The following is a 17,590-nucleotide window of genomic DNA, read 5'->3' as shown; positions in this document are numbered from 1 at the left end:
ATGAAAAGCGCGAGCTAAGGACTCGCACTATCAAGATATTACCGACCCAAAGCTATCGCTTACTTAGCTAAAATCAAATGACTTCGATTTGCTCTTCTGAAGAAACTGCAGCTTGCTGAACAAGCAAGCAAGCTCGTTGGCCAAGTGCAACATTGGGGTTAGGGAAAACAACAGCCTCCCCTCCTTCCAAGGAAAAGTACTTCTTATCTTGATCTTGACCTAATAAACAGCCTTGCTCAAAGAAGGTGAAATTAGCTTGAGATGCAGGAAAATTAAATTGAAAATCGTCTGTTTCTTTAGTCAATGTTCGCGTTACTTTATAAACAATAAGTTTATCGCCTTGCCAGCGGTACGCTTGGTCTTGGCTAGTCAATAACAACCGCAATGCCGCGTCAAACGCTGAAAGAAGTTCAAGATCATTTTCACCCAATCTAGCAACCCGCCCCAGCTCCATCGTCAGTGCTTGCGCACCATACTTTGCTGCACTATACCAGCTGAAAGTCGGTGAATCGGTACGAGAAAGTAATACGGCCTCTACGTCGGCTTGTTCTAAGAAAGCAAATAAAGCATTGCTTCGAGTTGGGTACGTGCTATGAGGGCTGACGGCAAAGGTATAGTGCGCTGAATCGCGAATCGCGCTATGTAGGTCTAAATGCCAACGCAGTAAATGACCGCTTTCAACATCGAGTGTATCGCTATTTTGATAAAAGAAATCGACTTCTTGCTGAAGCATATTCGCGATTTCACGGTCGATATTTATCGGTTCATTTCGGCTGGCAAATAAACGGTTCATGTTTTCGGTAATAAAACGGGTATGCGCCAATGTCGCTGTCGGGTGCGCAATAATAAGCAAGAGACGGTGAACCGGTTCAAATTGCCCTTTCAGTATTTCTTCACTTAAGTGCTGAAGTAACTCTATTGGTCCTGTTTCATCACCATGTACGCCAGAAGAGACAATAATACTTTTAGTCTGTGCTGATACAGTTGCAGGCTCTATGCTCAGCACTCCTCGAGCACGCAGCTGAAATGAAACCCCAGATTGCAGTTTCCATTCACCACCAACAAACTCACTGTCTATATCAAGTGTTGCAGATAAAAACTCTCCGGCCTTAACGCGCTCTAGTGATGACATCGACAACCTCCTTGTTTATTCGACATATCATACACGTTGAGATTACAAGAATGTTAAACAGGAGTAAACAGATGCAACATTGAGGTGTGACTAAAGGCCGGGGTTCTAGTTGGCGTGGTTGTTATATTTTGCAGACAAAAGAAAACCCAAACGAATCGACATGTTCGTTTGGGTTACTCAATGTTCATCGCTAAAAGCTGTTATTTTTCGATCTCGATATTTTCAACACGAGCTTTTAGTTTTTGGCCAGGACGGAAAGTTACTACACGACGCGCAGAAATTGGAATATCTTCACCCGTTTTAGGATTTCGTCCCGGACGTTGGTTTTTATCACGAAGGTCGAAATTACCAAATCCAGATAACTTCACTTGCTCGCCGTTTTCTAGTGCTTTTCTGATTTCTTCAAAAAAGACTTCCACCGTATCCTTGGCGTCCCGTTTGCTTAATCCCACATTTTCAAACAGGTTCTCAGCCAAATCGGCTTTTGTGAGCGCCATAGATAACTCCCTCAAGACTAAGTTGAATGGATAGCGTACACAACTTTAGTTATGTGCCACTGTTAATGGGTTTGCTGGCCTGAAACCCAAACAAACTGCGTATACCCTCAAATGCAATTTGCTGAGGTCTAACTCAAGCTCAACTGTAGTCAAGTTTAAGCCAACTTGCTGATTTCCGCCAACTTTTTTAGCTATACAAACGTAAAAATAACAGACAAGTTCACGAAATAATGCTTTATTTTGATACGCTCGCCCATGCTTATCAAGGCCATCAACCGAGAACAAATGCTGCATTATCAGCAACATACAGAATTATTAGCCACTTTATAAACATAAAACAGCAAAAATAACCAAGTATCAATCTGTTAGAGAATTTGGGAAGCAGATCAAAAAAATATTATGTTTTTTTGCTAATTTCTGAAAACAAAGACTTATCGAGCTGGCTTATGCCATCAAATTAAATAAAAAAATAGAAAGATAATTTTATCGCCCTTACACGCCACTCAGTATTCCCTGTACAAATACATTACTCTGAAGCACGCCTGCGCTCCCTGATTTACCAACGTAAAAGTACATTTTATTCGTATAACACAAATTCAGGGCGTAAAAAAAGGGTGACTTGTAAACAAGTCACCCTTGATTTGTTCGATGAGTTAAACTCTCTTTCGAAAGCCTAATATCAAGTATTAATCACGTAGAGACGCGTTAAACTTCTCAGCAAGAGCAGCTACAATCGCTTCAACTGCAGTCGCAATATCAGCTTCTTCAAGTGTGCGTTCTGTTGATTGTAGTGAAAGTGCGATAGCAAGGCTCTTATTGCCTTCCTCTACACCTTTACCACGGTAAACGTCAAACAGGTTAACGCCTGTTAATAGTTCACCACCGTTTGCACGGCAAGCTTCAACAACATCGCCAGCAGCAACATCGTCGCTTACAACAACCGCGATATCACGACGGTTTGCAGGGAACTTAGAAACAGCAACGGCTTCTGGTAGTTCACGAGCGTTGATTGCAGACCACTCAATCTCGAATACGATTGTACGACCGTTTAGGCCAAACTTACGCTCAAGTTCTGGGTGAACAGTACCAATGACACCCACCTCTTTACCATCAACAACGATTGCCGCTGTTTGGCCAGGGTGAAGTGCTGGGTGCTTAGCTGACTTAAAGCCGAATACAACATCATTCGCAGTTAGCTCAAGTACAGCTTCTAAGTCACCTTTAAGATCAAAGAAATCAACAGTGTTGCTTTCAATGTCCCAATGCTCGTCGCTACGGTTACCCGCAATAACACCTGCTAGCATTGGTTCTTGACGCATACCGTTTTCAGCCGTTTCACAAGGAATGAAACGTAAGCCGTATTCAAATAGACGAACACGTGGCTGTTGACGTTTCTGGTTGTGAACAACAGTGTTTAGCAAGCCTTGGATTAAACCCAGACGCATTGCTGACATATCTGCTGAAATTGGGAATGGCAGAACAAGTGGCTCAACATCAGGCACAATCAGTTTTTGTTGCTCAGGCTCTACAAAGCTGTATGTAATCGCTTCGTGGTAACCACGGTCAACAAGAAGGTCACGTACGCGCTTAAGCGGTAAGTTAGCTTCTTTGTGATCGTTCATGCTTAGTGCAGCAACAGGCGCTTGATTAGGGATGTTATCGTAACCGTAGATACGACCGACTTCTTCAATCAGATCTTGCTCGATTGCGATATCAAAACGCCATGTTGGTGCTGTTGCAGTCCAGCCTTCCGCAGTTGTTTCAACTGTTAGGCCTAGGCGCTCTAGGATTTCTACCACGTCAGCATCAGCAATGTGATGACCAAGTAGGTTATCTAGCTTAGTACGACGAAGAGCGACTGTGTTTGGTTTAGGAAGATCAGCTTCTGATTCAACGCCAACAACAGGTGCAACTTCACCACCACAGATGTCAACTAGCAGTTGAGTTGCACGTTCCATTGCGCTGTGCTGTAGTGCAAAGTCCACACCACGTTCAAAACGCATAGAAGAATCAGTATGTAGACCGTAGCTACGCGCGCGACCACGGATGTGGTCAGGTGCAAAAAATGCACACTCTAGTAGCACATCTTGAGTTTCACCTGTAACACCAGACTCTTCGCCACCAAAGATACCAGCAATCGCTAATGCTTTGGTGTGATCTGCTACAACAAGTGTATCGGCGTTTAGTTCAGCTTCAGTACCATCAAGAAGCGTCAGTTTCTCGCCCTGCTCTGCCATACGTACTACGATGCCGCCTTCGATCTTCGCTAGATCAAATGCGTGCATTGGCTGACCTTGCTCAAGTAGAACAAAGTTAGTGATATCAACAACAGGATCGATAGAGCGAATACCACAACGACGCAGTTTTTCTTGCATCCATAGTGGTGTTTCAGCTTTAACGTTCACGTTCTTAACAACACGGCCAAGGTAACGAGGACATGCTTCAGATGCTTTCACTTCGATAGCAACTGTATCATCAATTGATGGCGCTACAGCTTCAACAGCAGGCTCAGTCACGTCAGCACGGTTTAGTACGCCAACTTCACGAGCAAGACCACGAATACTGAAACAGTCCGCGCGGTTTGCTGTTAGATCTACGTCTACAGTCACATCGTTAAGTCCAAGGAACTCACGGAAGTCTGTACCCAGTACAGCGCTTTCTGCTAGTTCAAGGATGCCATCAGACTCAACATCAATACCCAGCTCAGAGAAAGAGCAAAGCATACCGTGAGATGGTTGACCACGTAGTTTCGCTTTCTTGATTTTAAAATCGCCAGGAAGCACTGCACCAACAGTTGCAACCGCAACTTTAATACCAAGACGACAGTTAGACGCGCCACAAACGATGTCTAGAAGCTCTTCAGCACCCACATCAACTTTAGTTACGCGCAGTTTGTCTGCATCTGGGTGTTGTTCACAAGAAACAACCTGACCCACTTTAACACCAGTAAATGAACCCGCTACCGGTAGAACGTCGTCTACTTCTAGGCCAGCCATTGTAATTTGGTGAGTTAGTTCGTCAGTAGTAACCGCAGGGCTAACCCACTCACGAAGCCAAGATTCGCTGAATTTCATAGTGATTAAACCTCTGGATTACTTAAATTGTTTTAGGAAACGAAGGTCGTTCTCAAAGAACGCACGTAGATCGTTTACACCATAACGAAGCATAGTCAGACGCTCAACGCCCATACCAAATGCGAAACCAGAGTATTTCTCAGGATCGATACCTACACTGCGAAGTACGTTCGGGTGAACCATACCGCAACCAAGTACTTCTAACCATTTGCCGTTTTTGCCTTTAACATCAACTTCTGCTGAAGGCTCAGTGAATGGGAAGTAAGATGGACGGAAACGCACTTCCACTTCTTCTTCAAAGAAGTTACATAGGAAGTCATGCAGTACACCTTTAAGCTGTGCAAAGTTCACGTTTTCGTCAACTAGCATACCTTCCACTTGGTGGAACATTGGCGTGTGTGTTTGGTCGTAATCGTTACGGTAAACACGGCCAGGTGCAATAAAGCGTAGTGGCGGTTGGCTCGCTTCCAGAGTACGGATCTGAACACCAGATGTGTGCGTACGAAGCATCAAATCTGGGTTAAAGAAGAAGGTATCGTGATCCGTACGCGCTGGGTGATCTTCTGCGATGTTTAATGCATCGAAGTTGTGGAAAGCATCTTCGATTTCTGGGCCAGCTTCTGTTGTAAAGCCAAGCTCACCAAAGAAACTTTCAATACGTTCGATCGTGCGAGTAACAGGGTGAATACCACCGTTTTCGATACGACGACCAGGCATAGTCACATCAATCGTTTCAGCAGCAAGTTTTGCTTCTAGCTCTGCACGTTGTAGAGCGTCTTTACGCGCTACTAGTAAAGCTTGAACTGCTTGCTTAGCTTTGTTGATTTCTTGACCAGCAGTGCGACGCTCTTCTGGTGGTAGTTTACCTAGTTGTTGTAGTTGAAGGGTTAAGTGACCCTTTTTACCTAGGTACTGAACTCGGACTTCGTCCAGAGCGACTAAAGAATCAGCCTGCTCAATAGCTGCCGTTGCGTTGGCAATAATCTCGTCTAGATGTTGCATCATTTCCTCATCCACCCACAGGTGGCGTCCATAAGGGAGATATAAATTCGCGTAACGATACATACTAAAGAAACAAACGTCTAAATCCAAATTGATTTGTAAGAAATAGGTTTGTTTGTTTAAAAAAATACCCTGATGAGCAGAGATACGAAGGTTATGCGCTATCTATTTGAGAGATGAGGTGGATTTGCGAAGATAAACACGAATGAAAAGAAAATAGCAGGTATAAAAAAAGGAGAGCCTAAGCTCTCCTTTTCAAATCAAACTGGACTGAAATTACAGTGCAGCTTTCGCTTTTTCAACTAGTACTGTGAAAGTAGCTTTGTCGAATACTGCGATATCAGCAAGGATCTTACGATCGATTTCGATAGACGCTTTCTTAAGACCGTTGATTAGACGGCTGTAAGACATGCCATTTTGACGAGCAGCAGCGTTGATACGTGCAATCCAAAGTTGACGGAAAGTACGTTTCTTGTTGCGACGGTCACGGTAAGCGTATTGACCTGCTTTAGTAACAGCTTGGAAAGCTACGCGGTAAACACGTGAACGTGCACCGTAGTAACCTTTAGCTTGTTTAAGAACTTTCTTGTGACGTGCACGTGCTTGTACACCACGTTTTACGCGAGGCATAGGAGACTCCTAACTAAATATAATAAAAATAAAACTAAAAACGATTAAGCGAACGGAAGCATACGTGCAACAGCTGCCACTTCACACTTAGGAAGGATAGCGTTTGGACGAAGCTGACGTTTGTTCTTAGTAGTACGTTTAGTCAGGATGTGACGTTTTGTAGCGTGCTTAAACTTGAAACCACCAGCAGTTTTCTTGAAACGCTTAGCAGCACCTTTGTTGGATTTCATCTTAGGCATGATGAGACTCCGCATTGTTGATAGTTAATAATCTAGTAATCAGGCGAACAAAAGCGCTGCCGAAGCAGCGCTTTTAGCTACTTTAATGCCGTAATTACTTCTTCTTAGGGGCAAGCATCATCGTCATTTGACGACCTTCTACTCGATTAGGGAAGCTTTCGCAGACCGCTAGGTCTTCTAGTTCTGCCTTAATGCGATTTAGAAGCTCGATACCAAGATTCTGATGGGCCATTTCACGACCACGGAAACGTAGTGTGACTTTACCCTTGTTGCCCTCTTCTAAAAAGCGAGTCAGGTTGCGTAGTTTTACCTGATAATCGCCTTCGTCTGTACCAGGTCGGAATTTAACTTCCTTAATCTGGATTTGTTTCTGCTTTTTCTTTTGCTCTTTAGCAGCCTTTGCCTTTTCGAACAGGTACTTGCCATAGTCCATCACACGACAAACAGGTGGCTCGGCATTCGGGCTGATTTCAACTAAATCCACACCAGCTTCATTAGCAATACGAGTCGCTTCATCAAATGAAACAACACCAATTGATTCACCATCAATTCCCGTTAGACGCACTTCGTTAACACCGCGAATTTCACCGTTTAGACGGTGCGCATTTTGTTTAACTGGTGCTTGAGTTCTTCTTCCGCCTTTAATACCTTAGTCCTCCAAAACATTAAGCGTACGACTGCTAATCTCTTGCTGCAAGAATGCAACAAGGTCATCAATCTTCATTTTACCCAAATCTTTACCCTTGCGAGTTCGAACAGCCACTTCGCCTGCTTCGACTTCTTTGTCGCCGCAAACAAGCATGTAAGGCACTCGCTTCAAAGTATGTTCGCGGATTTTAAAGCCAATCTTCTCATTTCTCAAGTCCGCATTGACTCTAATTCCACATTTCTGCAGTTTTTTTACAATTTCTTGTGCATATTCTGACTGACTGTCAGTAATATTCATCACTACAGCTTGTTGAGGCGCCAACCATGTTGGGAAGAAGCCTGCATAATCTTCGATAAGAATACCGATGAAACGCTCTAGTGAACCAAGAATTGCACGGTGAATCATAACAGGGGTATGACGTTCGTTGTCTTCACCCACGTATGTTGCACCTAAGCGTTCTGGTAATGCAAAATCTAGCTGTACTGTACCACACTGCCATGCACGATCTAAACAATCGTGAAGTGTGAATTCGATCTTAGGACCGTAGAATGCACCCTCACCCTCTTGAATCTCATAAGCAATGCCCATTGATTCGAGAGCGAATGTTAGGTCAGCCTCAGCTTTATCCCACATTTCGTCAGAACCTACACGTTTTTCAGGACGTGTAGATAGTTTAACAACAATGTTGTTAAAGCCAAATGTCTGGTACGTATCGTACACCATTTTGATGCAAGATGTAACTTCTTGTTGTACCTGGCTTTCTGTACAGAAAACGTGCGCATCATCTTGAGTGAAGCCACGAACACGCATAATGCCGTGAAGTGCACCTGATGGCTCGTTACGGTGACAAGAACCAAACTCTGCCATACGTAATGGTAGATCACGGTAAGACTTCAGACCTTGGTTGAAGATTTGTACGTGACCTGGGCAGTTCATTGGCTTTATCGCGTATTCACGGTTTTCTGAATTCGTCGTGAACATTGCTTCAGCGTATTTGTCCCAGTGACCAGAACGCTCCCAAAGTACACGGTCCATCATTAATGGGCCTTTTACTTCTTGGTAATCGTATTCTGTTAGTTTTTCACGAACAAATACTTCTAGCTCACGGAAGATAGTCCAACCGTTGTGGTGCCAGAAAACCATACCCGGTGCTTCTTGCTGCATGTGGAACAGGTCAAGTTGCTTACCGATTTTACGGTGGTCACGCTTAGCCGCTTCTTCTAGACGCGTAAGGTGCGCTTTAAGCAATTTCTTGTCTTGGAAAGCAGTACCGTAGATACGTTGCAGCATTTTGTTGTCGCTGTTACCACGCCAGTATGCACCCGCTACGCTCAGCAGTTTAAAGTGCTGGCAGAAGCTCATATTAGGTACGTGTGGGCCGCGACACATGTCAATGTATTCTTCGTGATGGTAAAGGCCTGGACGATCATCGCGTGATACGTTCTCGTCTAGGATTTCCATTTTGTAGGTTTCGCCACGTGATTCAAACGTATCACGAGCTTCCTGCCAGCTCACTTTTTTCTTAACGACTTGGTACTTAGTTTTCGCAAGTTGAACCATGCGCTTTTCGATCGCATCAACATCTTCTTGTGTTAGCGATTGCTCAAGATCGATATCGTAGTAGAAGCCATTGTCGATCGTTGGGCCGATCGCCATTTTAGCATCAGGATAAAGTTGCTTAATCGCATGACCTAAAAGGTGAGCACAAGAGTGACGAATGATCTCTAGACCATCTTCGTCTTTCGCTGTGATGATTTCTAAAGCAGCATCGTTCTCAATCAGATCACAAGCATCAACACGTTCACCGTCAACGCGACCAGCGATACATGCTTTAGCAAGACCAGGGCCGATTGAAAGTGCTACGTCCATAGTTGATACAGCGTTGTCGAATTGACGTTGACTGCCGTCAGGAAGAGTAATTACAGGCATTGAATTTTCCTTACAGTGGTGCCACACACCAAGTAGCACATGTTAGTTGTAAAGCCTTTGAAAGCTTTTATGAGTTAATAAGAAGCTTTTGTTTCACCAACCCCGCAATACAGAGCGATATAGTGAAGCAAAGCGTTCGCGATAATAGCAGAGGCGCGTTAATGAATGCAAAGCCTCTGTCTATAATCACGCTTCAACAAGTTGATATGTAACTACATAGAGTGACTCTATGTTGGGGTAGATATCCTGAATGACAGATTTTAATTCAGGCAGTGTCATGTTCTCTTGCTGAGCATGAAAGTCAGTCAGCTCCGAAAACAATACAGGCGTTACCGCTTCAATTTTTAATTTACAGAACCAACGCCCGTCTTCGTATGTTGATACATCGACAACAGAGCCAACTTGATAATGGCTTTCAGCTTCATCACGGATGGTGATAGTTTTCTTTTTTGCCAAAATATCAGCTTCAAATCGCTCGAAGAAGGTCATTTCTGTTGGAATACTATTCACGGTATTTCCTTACTATAAGGCCAATATAAAGCCAGATAAGCCGCTTAATTAGCGGCGACGTGGGTGCGGACGGCGTGATGAACGATCTTTATAAGCAGAAGCGGCTTTAGCTTGTGACAGCTCAATCGACTCAACAGTTAGTACCATAGGCTCACGAGGCACAATGCCGTTCTTAAATGTACGTTTACGTGGTGGCAAAGCATACTCTTCATCAGTCGCACGTGGCATACGCTTAAAGCGAGATAAATAGAAGCCTTCTAATTTTTCTCTCGCCCACTCTGTTTTACGAAAATACTTAACGCAACTAGCGATTGAAGGATTGGTTTGAAAGCAATGAAAACGCATTGCTGTTGCTAGAATCTCCCAGCCATAGAAGTCCACTAACTCAGTCAGTAAGGTTTCTAATTTAAGGCCGTGAAGCGGGTTATTTTGCTGTTCTTCTAACATTGTTATTCCAAAAAAAGCCAGATAAGGCGACATCATCGCACAATCACATAGTATTCACTATCTGTGGTTTTATTCTGCGCCCACGCCATCTAAGGAGTCAAACACCTCTTTAGCAGCAGTCATACCATTAATTGCTGCTGGAAAGCCTGCATAAACTGACATTTGCAAAATCACTTCTGAAATTTCCTTCTGGGTACAACCGACATTTAACGCACCGCTAATGTGTCCTTTTAGCTGTGGCTGACAGTTTCCCATGGCCGTTAGCGCTGCAATAGTCGCAAGTTCACGCGTACGAAAATCCAAACCATCGCGCTGTAAGACATCACCAAATGGGTACTCTATGGTGTACTTGGCTAAATCAGGACAAACATCGCGAAATGTCTCCATCATGCTATCTGCCGCCCCTGGCGCTAATTCATTCATTTTAGCCAAACCTGATTCGTATCTATTTGTCATAAACTACAACCTACTCGTCTGATTTTAAAGGCATAAAATAGCACCATTTACCCTTGCTACCTATTACGTAATTGACGAGCTCTGCTTTGCCCTCAATAAATTTGAGTCAATTTACCGAAACCACCGCCTACAAGATTGCGCGCAAGCACAAAAATCGAATAACTCGACGATAGGCCCACTCACTAAACTTGCAATAACAATCAAAAGTTGCTTTTATTTGTATAGGCAAATATGGAAGACAGCAATGAGTCAATCTCCTCGTTACTTAGCAATAAAACAATACTTAAAAGAGCATATCCAAAGTCGACAATGGATGCCGGGCTATAGGATCCCCACAGAGGTCGCCTTGTCTGAACAATTTAATGTCAGCCGAATGACAGCCAACAAAGCCGTCAAAGAACTGGTTGCTGAAGGCTTACTGCAACGCACGCCACGGCGCGGAACATTTGTCTGCCATAAAAAAGCAGAATCGCCATTAATGACCATCAGTAACATAGCTACCGAAGTCACAGAACGTGGCCACCACTATTCAAGTAGAGTCATCAGCCAGCAAAAAGTATCAGCAACGGACGATACTGCTCTACGGCTGGGAGTACGACATGGCACGGCACTCTATTTCACTCAGATTGTGCATTTTCAAGATGATGCACCTATTCAACTTGAAGAGCGTTGGGTCAATCCTGATTACGCACCAGAATATTTAAATCAAGACTTTACGCAACAAACACCGAATGAATATCTGGTTCAAACCTGTCCACTCAGCGATATAGAACACACCGTTGAAGCCATTTTACCGCCGAAGCGCATTTCGACATTACTAAAGATGTCCAACTCGACACCTTGCCTATTACTCAACAGGCGCACTTGGAGCAATAAAAATCTCATCAGTACCGCCTTGCTCTACCACCCTGGTGATAAATATAAATTGAGTTCACGTAACGCTGTTTAAGTGTTGTTAAATAGCGCTCGGCTTATCAATGAAAGCGAGGTATACACATCGCTTTCATGTACTTTGCTACCAATAGCACCAACGTCAGCTTCAACAAAAGGCAAACACAGCTAACACACTTACAGCTATGTATATCCTGCCGATCTTGCTCACAAAACCAGTTTATCCCCCTCCAATCACGGCATAACGATCACATTTCTTTTACATCTCATCTTGAGTTCAGTGGAAAAATTGTCTATTTATTTGTATATACATTAATAACAATTAGAGACCATCATGGATCGCGTTCTTACCAACCTGAACCTTGTCACTATGCAGCCAGCAACACATCCTTGCGAGGCAGATACTCATGCCAGTATCAGTACCAACGACTGTAGCAATGGCTATCAAGTGATCGAGAATGCAGTGATCGGCATTACCAATGGCAAAATCAGTTTTGTTGGATCGTCGGATCAAGCGGATCTTCATGGTCATCCTGATGTTATTGATTGTCAGCAAGCGTTGGTCACGCCCGGAATTATTGACTGTCACACTCACCTTATATTTGCAGGCAACCGTGCCAATGAGTTTGAGCAACGCTTACAGGGCGTCCCTTACGAGACCATAGCTAAAGCTGGTGGTGGTATTCTTGCAACGGTAAAAGCAACGCGTGCAGCAAGCGAAGATGATCTTTTCGAATTAGCGGTTGAACGCCTAGAAGGGCTAAAACGTGACGGCGTAACAACCATTGAAATAAAATCAGGCTACGGGCTTACCCTAGAAGACGAAATTAAGATGTTACGCGTCGCTAAAGCCATTGGTTGCCTTGAAGACATAAAAGTCACGAGCACTTTATTAGCAGCGCATGCTCTTCCGCCAGAATATAAAGATCGCGCAGATGACTATATCGATCACATCTGTAATGACATCATCCCTGTTGTCGCCGCAGAAAAGCTTGCTGATGCCGTTGATGTTTTTTGTGAGAACATAGGATTTAGCAATCAACAATGTGAACGCGTATATCTCGCAGCAATCGAACATGGGTTAAAAATAAAAGGCCACACTGAGCAATTATCGAACCAAGGCGGAAGTCAGCTGGCTGCATCGCTAGGAGCAACATCCGTCGATCATATTGAATACCTTGATGACAGTGGCGTAAATGCGCTACACCAGCATGGTACTGTAGCGACACTATTACCCGGTGCATTCTATTTTCTGCGTGAAACCCAATTCCCCCCGATTGAAGCGCTGCGTAACGCCAAAGTGCCTATGGCGATTGCCAGTGATTTTAACCCAGGAACATCACCTATCGCTTCAATGCGCATGATGATGAACCTCGCTTGTACCCTCTTTAGACTCACACCAGAAGAAAGCCTACGCGGTGTAACCTGCCATGCAGCTCAAGCCTTAGGGTTAGGTGAAACCCGAGGGCAAGTGCGCGTTGGTATGGATGCTGACCTCGCAATATGGCAGCTAGAACACCCAGCTGAATTATCGTATCGCATTGGCGTTCCCGATTTACTCGCCCGTGTTGTGGATGGAGAATTCTTCTATGCCGATTGATATGCGTACCGCTGTGATAGACATGACTCCATGGCAGGGCCGTGATGATCCTGAAGATGGCGATCGTGGTTTACGTTGGCACCACCAAGTGCAACCTGCCGATAATGCCAACGATGAAGGCATCATGTTATTAGGCTTTGCTTGCGACGAAGGTGTCAGCCGCAATAAAGGCAGAACAGGTGCTTATGACGCCCCTGTAGTCATTCGCAAAGCCTTAGCAAACCTTGCTTGGCACCATAAAGAACCCATTTATGATGGTGGTGATATTCACTGTGATGACGGTAACCTTGAACAAGCTCAACAACGTTTGGCCAACGATGTATCGCAAGCCCTTCGCCAAAAGCACAAAGTAATTGTTTTTGGTGGTGGTCACGAAGTCGCTTGGGGGACGTTTCAAGGTTTAGGCCGGTACATACAGCAAAAACAAACTCAGCAGAATGAAATCTCACCTTCTGATAACCCATCACAACAAGCGCCGCGCATTGGTATTATTAACTTTGATGCACACTTTGATTTAAGAAGTCTACCTGCGGCATTAGGTGGCAACCTTGGCAGCTCAGGGACGCCTTTTCATCAAGCTGCGCGCTTTTGTGAACTTCAGGCATGGCCATTCCATTACGCTTGTATTGGCATTAATCGTGCCAGTAATACCCAAGCACTGTTTGATAAAGCCGACGACCTTGGTGTGACTTATATAGAAGATCACGCACTAACCTATTCTCAACTAAACCAAGCTATTGAAACATTAACAGGCTTTGTTGCTGAATGTGACTACTTATATCTCACCATAGATATGGATGCCTTTCCGGCTTCTGTTGCCCCCGGTGTCAGCGCACCTGCAGCCCGTGGGATCCCTCTCGATATTTTTGAGGCGTTATTACAGCCCATATTTACCGCTAAAAATGTCCAACATGGCAACAAGTTACTGGTTGCCGACATCGCCGAGCTGAACCCTAGATTTGATATTGATAGCCAAACAGCGCGCTTAGCGGCAAGACTGACATGGCTAATAGCGCAGTCGATCCGTTAATCAGACAAACATACAGACTAAAAAATTACGTAAATCAGGCGAATGCACTAAGCAAAGCCTATGTGAAAAGGCATAACGAACACCAACATCAAACTAATCATACAGGTAACCCCTTAATCAATAAGTACTGTCTTAATGGGTAAATACCGCAAGGAGAGCACAATGACGCACCATTCAGCACCATCACGTTTAGATGAAAGCCGAACAATTAGCGCCCCGACAGGCACGTCACTTAACGCTAAATCATGGTTAACAGAAGCCCCATTAAGGATGCTAATGAACAACCTTCATCCTGATGTTGCTGAGCACCCCCATGCGTTAGTCGTTTATGGTGGTATCGGCCGAGCTGCCCGCAACTGGGAATGCTATGACAAAATTGTAGAAGTCTTGCAGCGTCTAGAAGACACCGAAACGCTTTTGGTGCAATCAGGTAAGCCTGTTGGTGTATTCCAAACCCATAAAGATGCACCACGAGTTCTCATCGCCAACTCCAACCTAGTACCACACTGGGCAAATTGGGAGCACTTTAACGAGCTCGATAAGCAAGGCTTGATGATGTACGGTCAAATGACAGCTGGCAGCTGGATCTACATTGGATCACAAGGGATCGTTCAAGGCACCTATGAAACCTTCGTTGCGATGGCAAAACAACACTTCGACGGTATAGCCACTGGACGCTGGATCTTAACAGGTGGCTTAGGTGGCATGGGGGGAGCACAACCACTGGCTGCAACTATGGCTGGCTTTTCCATGCTTGCGGTTGAATGTGATGAAAGCCGTATTGATTACCGTCTACGTACAGGCTATGTCGACTGTAAAGCAACCAGCCTAGATGAAGCCTTAGCCATTATTGAAGAATCAAAGCAAACGGGTAAACCTGTTTCTGTCGGCTTATTAGGTAATGCTGCCGACGTATACAGCGAACTGGTTAAACGCAATATCACACCAGATGCCACCACTGACCAAACCTCAGCACACGATCCACTCAATGGTTATCTACCACAAGGTTGGAGCATGGCGCACGCAGCAGCAATGCGCCAGAGTGATGAGGCGGCAGTTGTCAAAGCCGCGAAACAATCGATGGCTGTTCAAGTCAAGGCCATGCTGGCTTTACAAGCTCGCGGCTCGGCAACCGTAGATTACGGTAACAATATTCGCCAAATGGCATTTGAAGAAGGCGTAGAAAATGCCTTTGATTTCCCTGGGTTTGTTCCTGCCTACATTCGACCTTTATTTTGTGAAGGTGTCGGCCCATTCCGCTGGGCGGCACTATCAGGGGATCCAGAAGATATTTACAAAACCGATCAGAAAGTGAAAGAGCTGATCCCAGATAATCCGCATCTTCATAATTGGTTAGATATGGCACGCGAGCGTATTCAGTTCCAAGGCTTGCCTGCACGCATCTGTTGGGTCGGATTAAAAGATCGAGCACGCTTGGGTGCTGCATTTAATGAAATGGTCAAAAACGGTGAGCTAAAGGCGCCTATCGTGATTGGACGCGACCACCTAGACTCTGGTTCAGTCGCCAGCCCTAATCGCGAAACTGAAGGCATGATGGATGGATCTGATGCTGTCTCTGATTGGCCATTACTTAATGCCTTACTGAATACCGCTTCGGGCGCAACTTGGGTATCGCTTCATCATGGTGGCGGTGTTGGCATGGGCTTCTCTCAACACTCAGGCATGGTTATTGTCTGTGATGGTAGCGACGATGCCGCAACCCGCGTGAAACGCGTTCTGCATAACGATCCCGCCACTGGGGTTATGCGTCATGCCGATGCGGGCTATGACATTGCAAAACAATGTGCACAAGAACAAGCACTTGATCTACCGATGCTTACAACAAAAACAGACGCAACTGCAAACACTGACAAACAAGATTCACAATCATGATTACGGCAAAGGAAAGCACCATGAATCAAACCCACACTTACCACCTTGAAATAATGCCGGGCAAGCTCACCCTTAGCCAGTTACGTGACGTGAATCGCCACCCTATTCACTTATCATTGCACGCATCGGCTTACCCAGACATGAATACCAGCGTCGAAGCTGTCACTCGCGTGATTGATGAAGACAAAACCGTTTACGGTATTAATACAGGGTTTGGCTTACTGGCAAACACACGCATTGCTGTCGAAGACTTAGAGACCCTACAACGCAGTATTGTTTTATCGCATGCCGCAGGTATCGGAGAGTTCATGGATGACGCCACTGTGCGCCTCATGATGGTATTAAAAGTGAATAGCCTTGCACGTGGCTATTCTGGCATTCGCCCACTGGTTGTCGATGCGCTTATACAACTTGTTAACGCTGGCGTGTACCCTTGTATTCCGAAAAAAGGCTCAGTCGGCGCATCAGGGGATTTAGCCCCTCTCGCGCATATGAGTACGGTTTTACTGGGAGAAGGTGAAGCCAGAATCAAAGGCGAAGTGGTATCAGGCAAGACCGCACTAGAATATGCAGGCCTCACGCCAATTACCTTAGCACCAAAAGAAGGCCTAGCTCTGTTGAATGGTACGCAAGCCTCAACAGCGTTTGCGCTTGAAGGTCTGTTTGCAGCCGAAGATCTGTTTGCATCGGCCACCGTGTGTGGCGCTATGTCAGTTGAAGCCGCATTAGGCAGCCGTCGTCCTTTCGACCCAAGAATCCACCGTGTCCGTGGCCATCGCAGCCAAATGGATGCCGCTCAGGCTTATCGTCATTTACTTGATACCACCAGCGAAATTGGACAGTCACATCAGCAATGTGAAAAAGTACAAGATCCTTACTCGCTGCGTTGCCAACCACAAGTTATGGGGGCATGCCTACAGCAAATTCGTCACTCAGCCTCCGTTCTCGAAGTAGAAGCTAACTCTGTTTCTGACAACCCATTGGTGTTTGCCGACGATGATGACATTATCTCTGGTGGTAACTTCCATGCTGAGCCTGTTGCTATGGCTGCGGATAACCTCGCTCTCGCCATCGCTGAAATAGGCAGTTTGTCTGAGCGTCGTATGGCCTTACTGATTGATAGTGGCTTAAGTAAATTACCACCGTTTCTCGTCAATAACGGCGGTGTAAACTCAGGCTTTATGATTGCACAAGTCACCTCTGCAGCTTTAGCAAGCGAGAATAAAAGCTTGGCACACCCAGCATCAGTCGATAGCTTACCAACCTCGGCCAATCAGGAAGACCATGTTTCTATGGCGACATTTGCAGCCCGTCGCTTATATGAAATGGCAGCGAATACCCGTGGTATTCTCGCTGTAGAATTATTAGCAGCAGCACAAGGGATAGACTTCCGCCACCCTCACAAAAGTTCACCACGCATAGAAGAGGCAAAGGCAGCGCTTCGTGAACGCGTGAGCTTTTACGATAAAGATCGCTACTTTGCGCCAGATATCGAAAAAGCCAATGCTTTATTACTCGAAGCACAATATAACGATCTTATGCCGGCTCAGTTACTACCCAGCATTTGTAAATAAACACTGATATTGAAAAGCGGTCAGAATAAATGCCGCG

16 protein-coding genes are annotated in these 17,590 nt (G+C 45.1%); 5 read left to right on the top strand and 11 right to left on the bottom strand.

The window, feature by feature from the left end:
• Positions 1–73: 73 nt before the first annotated feature.
• From OCU77_RS07380 to OCU77_RS07330, 11 genes are all read right to left on the bottom strand, one after another.
• Positions 74–1,132: a succinylglutamate desuccinylase gene (locus OCU77_RS07380; protein WP_048897219.1), complete on the bottom strand. Its 1,059-nt coding sequence runs from the start codon at positions 1,130–1,132 to the stop codon at positions 74–76.
• A gap of 200 nt (positions 1,133–1,332) precedes the next feature.
• Entirely contained in the window at positions 1,333–1,629 is a 297-nt protein-coding gene (ihfA, locus tag OCU77_RS07375) for an integration host factor subunit alpha (RefSeq protein WP_107302426.1), read from the bottom strand.
• Positions 1,630–2,315: 686 nt separating this feature from the next.
• A complete protein-coding gene (gene pheT, locus OCU77_RS07370; protein WP_048897217.1) occupies positions 2,316–4,703 on the bottom strand; it encodes a phenylalanine--tRNA ligase subunit beta in 2,388 nt (795 codons plus the stop codon).
• Positions 4,704–4,721: 18 nt separating this feature from the next.
• Positions 4,722–5,705 (bottom strand): phenylalanine--tRNA ligase subunit alpha, encoded by a 984-nt coding sequence (gene pheS / locus OCU77_RS07365; RefSeq protein ID WP_048897312.1) that lies wholly within the window; start codon positions 5,703–5,705, stop codon positions 4,722–4,724.
• Between the two features lie 276 nt (positions 5,706–5,981).
• The gene (rplT, locus tag OCU77_RS07360) at positions 5,982–6,335 is read right to left on the bottom strand and encodes a 50S ribosomal protein L20 (RefSeq protein ID WP_048897216.1); all 354 of its coding nucleotides are present in this window, start codon (positions 6,333–6,335) and stop codon (positions 5,982–5,984) included.
• 44 nt (positions 6,336–6,379) lie between these two features.
• On the bottom strand, positions 6,380–6,574 hold the full coding sequence (gene rpmI / locus OCU77_RS07355; RefSeq protein WP_036832349.1) for a 50S ribosomal protein L35: 195 nt from the start codon (positions 6,572–6,574) through the stop codon (positions 6,380–6,382).
• Between the two features lie 94 nt (positions 6,575–6,668).
• Positions 6,669–7,139: a translation initiation factor IF-3 gene (gene infC / locus OCU77_RS07350; protein WP_449301155.1), complete on the bottom strand. Its 471-nt coding sequence runs from the start codon at positions 7,137–7,139 to the stop codon at positions 6,669–6,671.
• An 84-nt stretch (positions 7,140–7,223) separates the two neighbouring features.
• Positions 7,224–9,152, bottom strand: a complete 1,929-nt coding sequence (gene thrS / locus OCU77_RS07345; protein WP_048897214.1) for a threonine--tRNA ligase — start codon at positions 9,150–9,152, stop codon at positions 7,224–7,226.
• Positions 9,153–9,338: 186 nt separating this feature from the next.
• Positions 9,339–9,641 (bottom strand): N(4)-acetylcytidine aminohydrolase, encoded by a 303-nt coding sequence (gene yqfB / locus OCU77_RS07340; RefSeq protein ID WP_048897311.1) that lies wholly within the window; start codon positions 9,639–9,641, stop codon positions 9,339–9,341.
• 69 nt (positions 9,642–9,710) lie between these two features.
• Positions 9,711–10,109: a VF530 family DNA-binding protein gene (locus OCU77_RS07335; RefSeq protein ID WP_048897213.1), complete on the bottom strand. Its 399-nt coding sequence runs from the start codon at positions 10,107–10,109 to the stop codon at positions 9,711–9,713.
• Between the two features lie 69 nt (positions 10,110–10,178).
• Complete coding sequence (locus OCU77_RS07330) at positions 10,179–10,565, bottom strand: carboxymuconolactone decarboxylase family protein (RefSeq protein WP_048897212.1); 387 nt, start codon at positions 10,563–10,565, stop codon at positions 10,179–10,181.
• Positions 10,566–10,809: 244 nt separating this feature from the next.
• Between OCU77_RS07330 and hutC the strand changes: the two genes are divergently transcribed.
• From hutC to hutH, 5 genes are all read left to right on the top strand, one after another.
• The gene (gene hutC / locus OCU77_RS07325; RefSeq protein WP_107302424.1) at positions 10,810–11,514 is read left to right on the top strand and encodes a histidine utilization repressor; all 705 of its coding nucleotides are present in this window, start codon (positions 10,810–10,812) and stop codon (positions 11,512–11,514) included.
• A 276-nt stretch (positions 11,515–11,790) separates the two neighbouring features.
• The gene (gene hutI / locus OCU77_RS07320; RefSeq protein WP_084711674.1) at positions 11,791–13,056 is read left to right on the top strand and encodes an imidazolonepropionase; all 1,266 of its coding nucleotides are present in this window, start codon (positions 11,791–11,793) and stop codon (positions 13,054–13,056) included.
• Entirely contained in the window at positions 13,046–14,086 is a 1,041-nt protein-coding gene (gene hutG, locus OCU77_RS07315) for a formimidoylglutamase (RefSeq protein ID WP_107302423.1), read from the top strand. The genes hutI and hutG overlap by 11 nt, the downstream gene beginning before the upstream one ends.
• A gap of 162 nt (positions 14,087–14,248) precedes the next feature.
• Positions 14,249–15,979: a urocanate hydratase gene (gene hutU / locus OCU77_RS07310; protein ID WP_048897211.1), complete on the top strand. Its 1,731-nt coding sequence runs from the start codon at positions 14,249–14,251 to the stop codon at positions 15,977–15,979.
• A 20-nt stretch (positions 15,980–15,999) separates the two neighbouring features.
• Complete coding sequence (gene hutH / locus OCU77_RS07305; protein WP_107302422.1) at positions 16,000–17,553, top strand: histidine ammonia-lyase; 1,554 nt, start codon at positions 16,000–16,002, stop codon at positions 17,551–17,553.
• Positions 17,554–17,590: the final 37 nt, after the last annotated feature.

The sequence above is a fragment of the Photobacterium swingsii genome (genome assembly GCF_024346715.1).
In the GTDB taxonomy this organism is placed as follows: domain Bacteria; phylum Pseudomonadota; class Gammaproteobacteria; order Enterobacterales; family Vibrionaceae; genus Photobacterium; species Photobacterium swingsii.
This window is presented reverse-complemented; position numbering and strand designations above follow the sequence as displayed.

Coding starts and splice junctions, on each gene's coding strand:
- OCU77_RS07380 (WP_048897219.1), bottom strand. CDS start 1,132: ATGTCATCACTAGAGCGCGTTAAGGCCGGAGAGTTTTTATCTGCAACA.
- ihfA (WP_107302426.1), bottom strand. CDS start 1,629: ATGGCGCTCACAAAAGCCGATTTGGCTGAGAACCTGTTTGAAAATGTG.
- pheT (WP_048897217.1), bottom strand. CDS start 4,703: ATGAAATTCAGCGAATCTTGGCTTCGTGAGTGGGTTAGCCCTGCGGTT.
- pheS (WP_048897312.1), bottom strand. CDS start 5,705: ATGCAACATCTAGACGAGATTATTGCCAACGCAACGGCAGCTATTGAG.
- rplT (WP_048897216.1), bottom strand. CDS start 6,335: ATGCCTCGCGTAAAACGTGGTGTACAAGCACGTGCACGTCACAAGAAA.
- rpmI (WP_036832349.1), bottom strand. CDS start 6,574: ATGCCTAAGATGAAATCCAACAAAGGTGCTGCTAAGCGTTTCAAGAAA.
- thrS (WP_048897214.1), bottom strand. CDS start 9,152: ATGCCTGTAATTACTCTTCCTGACGGCAGTCAACGTCAATTCGACAAC.
- yqfB (WP_048897311.1), bottom strand. CDS start 9,641: ATGACCTTCTTCGAGCGATTTGAAGCTGATATTTTGGCAAAAAAGAAA.
- OCU77_RS07335 (WP_048897213.1), bottom strand. CDS start 10,109: ATGTTAGAAGAACAGCAAAATAACCCGCTTCACGGCCTTAAATTAGAA.
- OCU77_RS07330 (WP_048897212.1), bottom strand. CDS start 10,565: ATGACAAATAGATACGAATCAGGTTTGGCTAAAATGAATGAATTAGCG.
- hutC (WP_107302424.1), top strand. CDS start 10,810: ATGAGTCAATCTCCTCGTTACTTAGCAATAAAACAATACTTAAAAGAG.
- hutI (WP_084711674.1), top strand. CDS start 11,791: ATGGATCGCGTTCTTACCAACCTGAACCTTGTCACTATGCAGCCAGCA.
- hutG (WP_107302423.1), top strand. CDS start 13,046: ATGCCGATTGATATGCGTACCGCTGTGATAGACATGACTCCATGGCAG.
- hutU (WP_048897211.1), top strand. CDS start 14,249: ATGACGCACCATTCAGCACCATCACGTTTAGATGAAAGCCGAACAATT.
- hutH (WP_107302422.1), top strand. CDS start 16,000: ATGAATCAAACCCACACTTACCACCTTGAAATAATGCCGGGCAAGCTC.